Origin of the sequence: Wolbachia endosymbiont of Madathamugadia hiepei (assembly GCF_013366855.1) — a bacterium.
Lineage (GTDB): Bacteria > Pseudomonadota > Alphaproteobacteria > Rickettsiales > Anaplasmataceae > Wolbachia.
The window spans coordinates 1-10,911 of the sequence record NZ_WQMP01000023.1; the positions used below are offsets into that span (position 1 = coordinate 1).

Here is a 10,911-nt window from a genome sequence, read left to right on the forward strand (position 1 = left end):
CTAGTAGGTTTATTACTTGGGGATAAAGGTTATATCCAAAAAGATTTATTTCTACAATTACTTGATAGAAATTTAAAGCTTGTTACCAAGATAAAAAAAGGTATGAAAAACGCATTAATCTCGCTAAATGAGAAGATTGTTCTGAGGAAAAGACCCATCATTGAAACGGTTTTTGGTTACCTGAAAAACAGATTAGAAATTGAACATACTCGCCATAGATCTCCTATTAACTTTTTAGTTCACATTTTTTCTACGCTTATTTCATATTCTTTACAACGCAAAAAACCTTCCATTTCCAACTCTTTCTTCCTCGGCTAATCCATAGTTAGCGTTTTTGATATTGCCTGTGGCCCTTCGTGCACTGATAGATAACTTCCCACTCCATGTCCTGTACCGTGCATGTAATCTATTCCAAATTTCCATAGGTGAATACGTGCCAAGAGGAAAGACGGCATTTGCCACAGCAATGTGAGCTTTGAGTACTATCGTATAGTGGGCTATCTGTTCACTGGTTGGATTGCCAATTGCTACAGTTCTTGTTACATCGGTTGTGCCACCAAGATATTGGCCACCAGAATCAATTAAGTACAGTCCATCTCTCTGAATTGCTTTATTCGTCTTACTGCTTGCACGGTAATGAATGATTGCTCCATTTTCATTAAATGCAGAAATTGTTGGAAAACTTGGCTGTTTAAACAAATCCTGCTTTTTTCGTATTCTAAGAGCTTCTCTTCAGCATTAAGTTCAGTGACTTCATTGCCAATATTGTTTTCAAGCCAACATAGAAAATTTGTAACTGCTACTCCATCTCGAATGTGTGCGTTTATAGCCCCAATTATTTCAATTTGATTTTTTACTGCTTTATGAATCAAGCAAGGATCCTCTCTTTCAACTACCTGCTTATTTTGTATTACAGTCATAATACTCATTGGAGTTGTGCTTGGATCTATCATTATCGAATTTAGCTTGCACAGCGAACTTGCTAGCTCACTGACATCAAAAACGTTTATATGGTTATCCAAATTTGCTTCTATAGTTGAATGTTCTTTGTCTTGAACAAACAAGTCAACATTGCCGCTTTTATACAATACAGCACGGCCCAATATACATGGAGTATACTTAGCGTTTTCATTTCTTAAATTTAATAACCACGAAATTGAATTTGGATCAGTCAAAAGCACTGCCTCAGCTTCTTTATCTATGCTTTTAGCGACTTTTTCACATTTGTTCTTACTACTTTCACCGGATGCATGCGAAACTATCTTTTGTTCTCTACGACTAATTTCTTTTTTAATTGAATAGGGTACCAATTTATAAATATCTTCATATTTTCTTATCTCTTTTACGGTAAGATATTGCAAATAGTAACCTAGTGAGGTGGTCAATGTTAAGTTTGCTTTTACCCATTCGCATGGATCCTCTTCTTGTATATTATATACTTGAAAACTACCCTGATCGAGCTGATTGCGAGCTTGTGTGATATAGCGTCCATCCGTAAAAAAATGGGCACTTGTTGTCTTTTGTAACGATAAGTAGCCCATTTGTTCCTGTAAAGCCACATAGCTTTGTTAGCTCTTCTGAATACTCATTTAAATATTCGTCTTTGGTATGCAACATAAACGCATCAACATTTATTTCATGCATAAAAAAGCGAAATTCTTCGATTTTTGACATGGATAATCTGAAAAAATATCAGAAAACTGAGTTTGGAAATACTACAGTATAGTGCTTGTAACTACAAGCACTATATCGCAAGAATTTAAATCAGTTGACCCGCAGCTTTTAAGGGCTCAGAAGTCATACCGCTTAACACACTTCCAACTTTGTTGTCGTTCTCTGGTGCACTTTCCTTGCTTGCACTCTGTTGTTTATAAACTTCGCTTATTAAAACACCAACTGCTACAGCTGCAATTGCTCCAATTATAGGCTGACCCAGCACAAAAGCTGTAACAGCACCACCGGTGAACAATACACTAATAGCAATTTTTCCCTTGTGTTCACTTAATATGCCTAAGAAAGTCGAAGGTTTTTCACCATTTTTGGTGTCATTAGTTGCTTGCACAACAGCACCCATAATCTTTTCAACTGCTTTTCCAGGATTCCTGCTATCCGTACCCTCACATATAGCATTTTTTAGCTGGGCATCTGAAGCAACAAGATCTACAGCCCTCTTAGCCACCTTCCCGTTATCTTGTAAAGCAGTTTCTACGAGCACCCTAAAGTTTTGATCATCAATACTATTGATTATATTGGCTATGAAGTGCTTTGACTGATCTGAAGGAACAAGATCTATAAATTCCTTAGCTACCTTGCCATTGTTTTGTAAAACAGCGTTTACTAGAGCCTTATGGTTTTGACCATCAATATTGTTGTTTATAAGGTTTTTTAACTGATTATTTGAAGCAACAATATCTACAATTCCCTTAGCCAACTTGCCATCATTTTGTAAAATAGCGTCTATAAATGCCTCAGGGTTTTGGCCATTAACAAGATCTACAAATATCTTAGCTACCTTGCCGTTATCTTGTAAAACAATTTCTACGAGCTCCCTAAGGTTTTGATCACCAATACTCTCGATTATAGAGTCTTTTACCTGATCTGAAGTAATAAGATCTATGAAGTCCTTAGCCACCTTGCCGTTATCTTTTAAAACAGTTTCTACGAACGCCTCAGGATTTTGATCATCAATACTCTTGATTATAGCGTTTTTCAACTGATCTGAAGCGATAAAACCTATACATTCCTTAGCCACCTTGCCGTTATCTTTTAAAACAGCGCCTGCGAGCGCCTTAAGGTTTTCATCAGTAATATTATTGTTTATAAGGTTCTTTAACTGATCGTTTGAAGCAACAAGATCTATGAATTCCTTAGCCACCTTGCCATTGTTTTGTAAAACAGCGTCTACGAGCGCCTCAGGATTTTGATCATCAATGCTCTTGATTATAGAGTCTTTTAACTTATCTGAAGCGATAAGATCTATAAATTTCTTAGCCACCTTGCCATTGTTTTGTAAAACAGCGTCTACGAGCGCCTTAAGGTTTTGATCAGTAATATTACTGATTATAGCGTTTTTCAACTGATCATCTGAAGCAACAATATCTATAATCCTCTTAACTACCTCGCCATTGTTTTGTAAAACAGCGTCTACGAGCGCTTTGAGGTCTGGATCATTAATACTCGTGGTTATGTTTGCCAACTGATTTGAAGCAATAAGACCTACAAATTCCTTAACTCCGTTGACGTTATTTTGTAGAATAGTTTCTACATTTTGTAGAACTTCCTCTACGCGTGCCTTATGGTCTTGATTATCAATATTATTATCATTGATTATTCCCATAAGTTCTTTCAATTGATTGCCTAAAGCAATAGCAGCAGAAATAACGGCAGTATAAGCAGAAGAGTAAGCAGAAATAACATAACCTTTGGATGCTTCAGCTAACCTGCCAAGAATATTAGGTGATTGATTGAGCATTGATCCCTCCCATTTTTGAAAACAAATATACTTTAACTATTGTGGGTTCCTGTAAGCAAGCCAACTATATCATATTAGAATTGTACACTGGTTAATGTATAACCACAGATATACCTATCCTAACAAACTTGAACATTCTAGTTAGACATACTATAAGAGTAATTCCCTACACTTTCATAATAATGTAATTGTTACCGTGATTTTTGTCAAGCAAGACTTTCTCAATTAGCCACTTTACTCATTTTCCCATTTCTCAAATACACCAATATGCTCACTATCGCTGCTGGAGTGATGCCTTGTATTTGTTTTGCAACGCCGATCGTTGCTGGCTTTATCGTCTGCAACTTTTCTATTACCTCACTTGACAAGCCTTTAACTTGTGAATAGTTGAAATTGATTGGAATTTGAGTGTTAATCCCCTCTCGTAGAAACTTCATATCCGCTTCTTGTCTGACTAGGTAAGGCTTGTATTTTGCTTCGATTTCGATTATTTCCTGGATCCCAGTGTCAAGCACTGGGATGACAGGAGAGGATCCAGTATTAGCTGCATCCATTCTAGTGTCATTCCAGCGTGTGACGCTGTTTAACTCCGGCCATATTTCTTGTAATTTGTTCCAATCGATATTGGGGTAGCTAAGTAGATCTAGTGCCGTTTTTCTTATGCCATCATAAGATATTTTAATACCATAGAATCTGAGCTGCTCAGGAGTAATTTTCAGGCTTTCCAACTTCTCCTCAAGCTGTTTAATGGATTTAAGTTTATTCTGTAAAACAGAGTATCTCTCATATGACACAAGAAAAATGTCATAACCTTTTTGTGTGAGTCTCCTATCCGCATTATCTGACCTGATTGCTAGCCTATATTCTGCACGTGAGGTGAATAATCTATAAGGCTCGGTTACTCCTTTAGTGACCAAATCATCTATCATTACGCCGATATACGAGTCTGTTCGGTGAAGAACAAAGCTTTCTTTTTTCCCAGATGCAGAGAGTGCTGCGTTGATTCCGGCAATAATCCCTTGCCCTGCCGCTTCTTCATATCCGGTGGTACCATTAATTTGGCCGGCGAAATATAGACCTTTAATTTTCTTAGTCTCGAGGGTATGAAATAGCTCTCGTGGATCAATATAGTCATACTCAACTGCGTATCCAGGTCTTAACATTTCTGCGTTTTCAAGCCCCTTAATGCTATTTATCATTTCACGCTGCACTTCGATGGGCAATGAGTTTGAAATTCCATTTGGGTATATAGTATCATCATCGAGCCCTTCTGGTTCTAGGAATATTTGATGACTATTTTTTTCTGCAAATTTTTTAACTTTAGCTTCAATAGACGGGCAGTATCTTGGTGCAACAACATCATCTAAATATGAAGAAGCTGACCTATGGAGGTTCTCTCGAATTATTCTGTGTGTATTTTCATTAGTATGAGTAATGAAACATGAAACCTGAGGTTGGTTAATTTTCTCTGTGAGATAAGAAAACGTTGTAGGTGGATTGTCGCCCACTTGCTCTTGTAATACTGACCAATTTATAGTGCCACGATCGAGCCTCGGTGGAGTTCCGGTGCGCAATCTACCTAGTTTAAAATCATATTTCTTCAGCGTATTTGCAAGCCCTACTGCAGACTTATCCCCCATTCTTCCTGAAGGAGTTGTTTGTTCTCCTGTATGAACCACACCACACAGAAAAGTTCCCGTAGTTAGAACAACTTTGCTTGTCAGTATCCGTTCTCCTGAGCTTGTTATTACAGCTTTGATGTGCGGTTCTCCGTTGCTATTACTTTCGATAAGGAAATCATCAACTGACTCTTCTTTTACCGCTAAATTACTATAGTTTAGAATAATTTCCTGTATTGCTCGCTTGTATAATTTTCGGTCTGCCTGCGCACGTGGGCCCCATACTGCTGCGCCTCTGCTGCTATTTAAAACGACCGAGTGTATACTTGCCTGATCGATTGCCCTTCCCATTATTCCATCAAGAGCGTCAACCTCCCTAACTACAACACCTTTTGCAACTCCCCCAATTGCTGGATTGCAGGACATTTCTCCTATAGTTGAAATTTTATGGGTTATAAGTAGTGTGCTTGCACCAAGGCGAGCTGCAGCTGTAGCTGCTTCACACCCGGCGTGACCGCCACCTACCACCACTACGTCATATTTATGCATGCTCTCTTGAGTAATTCCTACCCTACTAATATTTCAATTATTAGCGGTTAATGTCAAATTTTACGGTATCTGTTACCTCAACGTTGCATACACAATCGTACGAACATTTGCTCAAAAACAGTGTGTATAGCGGATTTTGCCTCAAAAACAAGAAGTTCCAATCCTCGCTGCACAAGGAACGGATAGATAGCAGTGAAAAAAAGTTATAACGTCATCCAACAAAAACAAAAAAAACTACTTGACAAATCTCACCAATCCCGTTATCATAAGGTTGAAGCTATTTGTTTAACTTCCCAATCTGTACAAGTTAAAATGATAAGAGAACTTGCATTTGGCGTACTATTGTTTAATTTTTCGCACTATGTGCACTGCATGTCTTTTTAAACTTCGGATTTTTACCCATACAAGCTGAAACGCGCTTATAAGTCGTTTAAGACATCACCCAACGCCGGATTTTAAAATAGAGAGTGAAATAACTAGCTACCTCAGGGTTTTATTGTCTTTTTCCTCTGTCTGGTAAATTTCTTAAATATTATAGTTTAGACTAGTTGCATTTAAAAGCAGCTAAATTGCAGCGTTTAAGACATAAAAACGCCAATACTGAAAATAAATACCGACCAGGGCTTCTTTTGCTTTTTTTTCTCTATTTGGTAAATTTCTTAATATTTATTACTAAGGTAGTATCCTGGATCTCAGTGAGTTGTGTTGCATGGTTAAGGATACAACTGCTCTATTTTCCAGTTGCTTTCTGCAACAAGGGTGTATCTAAATCTAGTGTGTCTTCTATATTCACCTTCTTGCCAGAACTCAATTATTTTTGGGATTACGCAGAATCCCACCCAAAAATCAGGGCGAAGAACTTGTGTGTTGTAAAGTTCTTTTTCCTTCAGCTTGATAGCTTGCTCAAAGTCTTGCCAATTTTTCAGAACGCTCGATTGTTTTGAGCACCATGCACTAACTTGACTATTGCGTGCTCGAGAGGAGAAATATTCGTCAGCTTTTTCACTTTCTAGGAGTTTAACATCTCCTTCAATTCGTACTTGCCTAGAAAACTCCATCCAGTGGAATACTAATGCAGCTTTGGGGTTCTCGGTTAGTTCTTTTCCTTTTCTACTATTTACGTTAGTGAAGAATACGAAGCCTTCTTTGCTATATTCCTTTAGTAACACCACTCTTGCAGATGGAATGCAGTCTTTGCTGCAAGTCGCCAGCGTCATTGCAGTTGGCTCTTTGCATGAAGAATTGAGTACCGCTTTGTACCACTTTGAAAACAAATCAAACGGGTCTTTTTCAGGTGAAAATGTCATATCTAAAAATGGAACCTAATTCTGACATGCGTTGCAGAAATAAGTGCTACGGCCATTTTGTCGTATAAGTGTTATGGTGTTATTACAAATTTTGCAAGGTTTTTGCACTTGACCGTATACGTAAAAACTGTTTTGGAAGTATCCGACAGATCCAGATGGCTGTGCATAATCTCTCAGCGTTGAACCACCTGCAGCAATTGCATCACTTAGAGTATTTTTTATTTCAGTGGCAAGTTTTTCACACTCTCTGTATGTCAAATCTTGTGCTGATCTGAGTGGTGATATGCGGGCTCTAAACAAACTCTCAGAAGCATATATGTTACCTACACCAACTATTAATTTGTTGTCCATTAATGCTGTTTTGATATTTGCTTTTCTGTTTTTCAGCAGCTTCTGTAAATAGCCTCCACTGAATTCATCTGTGAGAGGCTCTATTCCAAAGTCGTTAAAAAAATTTACTTCTTGTGCTTTGTTTAAAACAATAACCAATCCAAACCTTCTTGGATCATTAAAGACTATTGAAGTATTGTCGGAAAACAAAAATATTACGTGATCATGTTTATTCTGCGCTTGATTATCTTCAACGTATATAAGCTTTCCGCTCATGCCAAGATGTATGATGATGGCTATATCATTGTCTGTATTCCAGATTATGTATTTACCTCTACGCTTGATATCGTTTATAGCTTTGCCTTTTAGCGCATCATCGATATTTTTTGTTATTGGTACACGTAAATTCCAATTATTGACTGTAACACTGCTTATTTGCTTGTTTTTTACTTTATCAAACAAAAAGTTAGATATTACTTCCACTTCTGGGAGTTCTGGCATCTTGTCTACTCTGTTGTTGCTTTTTTCTTTTTAGGATATTTTGCTTTAGAGCTTTTGCTAATCTTTTTTTCTCTTCTTCTTTTTCTTTATTCTTTTTTATGTTATTCATATATATGAATCCTGCCGTTATAGCTCAGGTGGTAGAGTACGTCATTGGTAATGACGAGGTCCCAAGTTCGAGTCTTGGTAACGGTACACCTTGCAGTATTGCACACCTCGTAAAGAAAACGTAACCTTTCACTGGTTTTCGCTCAATTCTTTAATCTCACTAATAGGAAAATCAGTAAATTTGACAATAGTGTCAACATCAACATTATTAGCCAGCATCGCTTTTGCGACTTCGATTTTTCCTTCTTCTATACCTTTCTCCATACCTTCTTCAAGTTTGTATTCAAGGATAGCTTCCTCTTTGTATAGATCCATTATTCTTTCTTCATATGCCGTTAGATCTTTTTCATTCCAGTTAAACCTGTCTAATTCATCATATGCTCTCTTTATTATTGGCGCTTCTCTTGCAATCTTCTTTAGATCTTTTTCAGTGGTTTCTTCTGCATGTTTGAAAAAAAACACCAGCGTTCTACTATGCTTGTCAATTGCTCTACTTTATTTTTAGGAAATTTTGGTAGTTCAATAAACACAAATTGAAAATCTTGTAAGTCACGCTCATTAGTCTCCTCATCTCTTATGGTATGGCTAGATATGTAATTGGACTTATCAGGAAATAAAACACAACTTGAAATCGCAATAAAGAAGATCTTCTGTAAATTAGCATACTTACCAACTTGTCTTGAGTAAGCTTTTGCAGCATAATATTGAGCGCGCTTTTCAAAACCTTTATCACGAGTGAGCTGCATTTCAACCACAAATCTGTTGCCAACAGAATCCTGACAGAGAACATCAACTATACTTTGTCTCTCACAGGCAATCTCGGGATTCAAAATGGTGCTGATAAATTCTATTTCTTGTATAGTATTAACTTCAGTACACCCTAGAATATCGTTCAAAAAATGGATAAGAATGTTCTTATTTTTTTCAGTGCCAAAGATTTTCTTGAATGTTAGGTCCAATTTTGGATCGAGGAATTTAGAAAAAGCCATGAGAAATTAACTTAAAAAGTATTAATAATTATACACTATTACTAACAATTATTCAACCATATTTTTAAAGACTGTTAGTTCCAGCAATTTTCTATATTTATTTTAAGTGAGAAAAGCCCAAGTGAAAGATTGTGCCCTTCCTAAAATTACAGAATCTAGTCTGTTTAATTTAAGTGAAAACTAATTACAAAAAAACCTAGAAAAAAGTTACAAAGGCAGATTATCATGCTTTTTCCATATTCTCTCTACTTTCTTGTTTTTGAGTAGCTCTAATGCTTTATGAAGGTGATGTCTCGTTTTACTTTGCACTATTATATCATCAATATACCCATGTGATGCGGCAAAAAATGGATTAGCGAATTTTTCTTTGTACTCTTTAGGCAGTGTTTGTTGATCTTTTTCACGTCGAAATATAATTTCAACTGCACCCTCAGCGCCCATGACAGCTATTTCAGCAGTCGGCCAAGCGTAATTTATATCACCTTTGAGATGTTTAGAGTTCATGACAATGTATGCACCACCATACGCTTTTCTAGTAATAAGGCTAATTTTTGGTACAGTCGCTTCAGCATAAGCATAAAGCAACTTTGCTCCGTGTTGTATTATATTATTATATTCTTGATTTGTACCTGGCAGAAACCCCGGGACATCAATGAGTGTGATAATAGGGATGTTAAATGCGTCACAGAACCTTACAAACCTTGCAGCTTTTCTTGAAGAATCAATATCCAAACACCCTGCAAGGTGCGTAGGTTGATTTGCAACGATGCCGACAATATTTCCTTTAATCCTACTAAAACCAATTATGATGTTACGGGCAAAGTCAGGTTTTAGCTCAAAAAACTTCCTTTCATCACATACCTTTTCAATCAGTTCATACATATCGTAAGGAATATTAGGATTATGAGGAATTAGAGTATTTAAGGATTCATCGACATCATCGACATCATCGCAGGTTGGTACAGATTTCGGAAACTCTTGATTATTTGCTGGCAAAAAGGTGAAGAATTCACGCATTTTTAGCAGCATTTCAACATCATTATTAAACGCAAAGTCTGCGACTCCTGTTTTGCTTGTATGGATTTTTGCTCCACCGAGATCTTCATGGCTTACGTCTTCGTAGGTGACTTTTTTTACTACATCTGGTCCGGTTATAAACATGTATGAGCTATTTTTCACCATGAAAGTAAAGTCAGTTAATGCTGGAGAATAAACTGCACCGCCAGCGCATGGGCCCATAATTAAAGAGATTTGCGGTATAATGCCTGATGCGTTTACATTCCTTTGAAAAATTTCTCCATAGCCAGCAAGGGAATTTACTCCTTCTTGAATTCTAGCCCCACCAGAGTCATTTAGCCCAATAATCGGAGCCCTGGCATTGATTGCCATATCCATAATTTTGCATATTTTTCTTGCATGTGACGCACCAAGTGACCCACCAAAGACAGTGAAATCCTGAGAATAAACAAAAACCTTTCTGCCATAGATAGTACCGTGGCCAATTACAACCCCATCACCTAGAAAATTAGCATTTTGCATGCCAAAATCAGTTGCGTGGTGTTTTACGAATTTGTCGTATTCTTCAAATGAATTTTCATCGAGCAGTATGTTCAGCCTTTCTCTAGCGGTTAGTTTCCCTTTCGCATGTTGTTTGTTGATCCTATCAGGACCGCCTCCTTTTTCAGCTTCTAGTGCTTTGGCTTTTAGGTTTTCTAATATTTTAAAGTCTTGCATATCAAAAAAAAGTGATTTTCAGTCAACAAAGTATACATTACTTTTTTAAAGTGTAAAAAATTCTATTTTTGACATGGGTACTTCCTATGAAGAACCTCCTTATGATTTGATCAGCCGTTACTCAAGAGAGAAAGCTGCTTGACAAATTCCTTCAACCCCCTTATAATGATACTGAAGCTATTATTTATCTTCAGTCTGTGCAGATTAAACAACGAAAGTATCACGGTTGGTGTCTTATGTTTAATTTTTTGCACTATGTGCACCTCATGTCTTTATAAACTTTCAAGGTTTTTACCTAATAT

The 10,911-nt window shown here is 37.0% G+C and carries 7 protein-coding genes, 1 tRNA gene and 2 pseudogenes; 2 read left to right on the forward strand and 8 right to left on the reverse strand.

Features of this window, described 5'->3' with window-relative positions; genetic code table 11:
* On the forward strand, nt 1–318 hold a 318-nt coding region (locus GO685_RS01460; RefSeq protein ID WP_175937254.1), incomplete at its 5' end, for a transposase.
* Between the two features lie 14 nt (nt 319–332).
* On the opposite strand, the pseudogene GO685_RS01465 reads toward GO685_RS01460, so the two are convergent.
* The 6 genes and pseudogenes from GO685_RS01465 to GO685_RS01490 form a co-directional block, all read right to left on the reverse strand.
* A pseudogene (locus GO685_RS01465) lies at nt 333–1,674 on the reverse strand (M24 family metallopeptidase); the annotation flags it as partial.
* Between the two features lie 85 nt (nt 1,675–1,759).
* Nucleotides 1,760–3,472 carry a hypothetical protein gene (locus GO685_RS01470; RefSeq protein WP_175937255.1) on the reverse strand — a complete coding sequence of 571 codons (1,713 nt, stop codon included), beginning with the start codon at nt 3,470–3,472 and terminating at the stop codon, nt 1,760–1,762.
* 221 nt (nt 3,473–3,693) lie between these two features.
* Nucleotides 3,694–5,640, reverse strand: a complete 1,947-nt coding sequence (gene mnmG / locus GO685_RS01475; RefSeq protein ID WP_175937256.1) for a tRNA uridine-5-carboxymethylaminomethyl(34) synthesis enzyme MnmG — start codon at nt 5,638–5,640, stop codon at nt 3,694–3,696.
* 713 nt (nt 5,641–6,353) lie between these two features.
* Nucleotides 6,354–6,947 carry a pyridoxamine 5'-phosphate oxidase gene (gene pdxH / locus GO685_RS01480; RefSeq protein WP_175937257.1) on the reverse strand — a complete coding sequence of 198 codons (594 nt, stop codon included), beginning with the start codon at nt 6,945–6,947 and terminating at the stop codon, nt 6,354–6,356.
* A 15-nt stretch (nt 6,948–6,962) separates the two neighbouring features.
* Nucleotides 6,963–7,778: a bifunctional DNA-formamidopyrimidine glycosylase/DNA-(apurinic or apyrimidinic site) lyase gene (gene mutM / locus GO685_RS01485; protein ID WP_175937258.1), complete on the reverse strand. Its 816-nt coding sequence runs from the start codon at nt 7,776–7,778 to the stop codon at nt 6,963–6,965.
* On the reverse strand, nt 7,744–7,887 hold the full coding sequence (locus GO685_RS01490) for a hypothetical protein (protein ID WP_175937259.1): 144 nt from the start codon (nt 7,885–7,887) through the stop codon (nt 7,744–7,746). Before GO685_RS01490 ends, mutM begins: the two co-directional genes overlap by 35 nt.
* A gap of 13 nt (nt 7,888–7,900) precedes the next feature.
* On the opposite strand from GO685_RS01490, the gene GO685_RS01495 reads away from it, so the two are divergent.
* Nucleotides 7,901–7,973 (forward strand) — tRNA-Thr (locus GO685_RS01495).
* 42 nt (nt 7,974–8,015) lie between these two features.
* On the opposite strand, the pseudogene GO685_RS01500 reads toward GO685_RS01495, so the two are convergent.
* Nucleotides 8,016–8,875: pseudogene (locus tag GO685_RS01500) on the reverse strand (Rpn family recombination-promoting nuclease/putative transposase).
* A gap of 207 nt (nt 8,876–9,082) precedes the next feature.
* A complete protein-coding gene (locus GO685_RS01505) occupies nt 9,083–10,609 on the reverse strand; it encodes an acyl-CoA carboxylase subunit beta (RefSeq protein ID WP_175937260.1) in 1,527 nt (508 codons plus the stop codon).
* Nucleotides 10,610–10,911 lie beyond the last annotated feature (302 nt).

Coding starts and splice junctions, on each gene's coding strand:
- GO685_RS01470 (WP_175937255.1), bottom strand. CDS start 3,472: ATGCTCAATCAATCACCTAATATTCTTGGCAGGTTAGCTGAAGCATCC.
- mnmG (WP_175937256.1), bottom strand. CDS start 5,640: ATGCATAAATATGACGTAGTGGTGGTAGGTGGCGGTCACGCCGGGTGT.
- pdxH (WP_175937257.1), bottom strand. CDS start 6,947: ATGACATTTTCACCTGAAAAAGACCCGTTTGATTTGTTTTCAAAGTGG.
- mutM (WP_175937258.1), bottom strand. CDS start 7,778: ATGCCAGAACTCCCAGAAGTGGAAGTAATATCTAACTTTTTGTTTGAT.
- GO685_RS01490 (WP_175937259.1), bottom strand. CDS start 7,887: ATGAATAACATAAAAAAGAATAAAGAAAAAGAAGAAGAGAAAAAAAGA.
- GO685_RS01505 (WP_175937260.1), bottom strand. CDS start 10,609: ATGCAAGACTTTAAAATATTAGAAAACCTAAAAGCCAAAGCACTAGAA.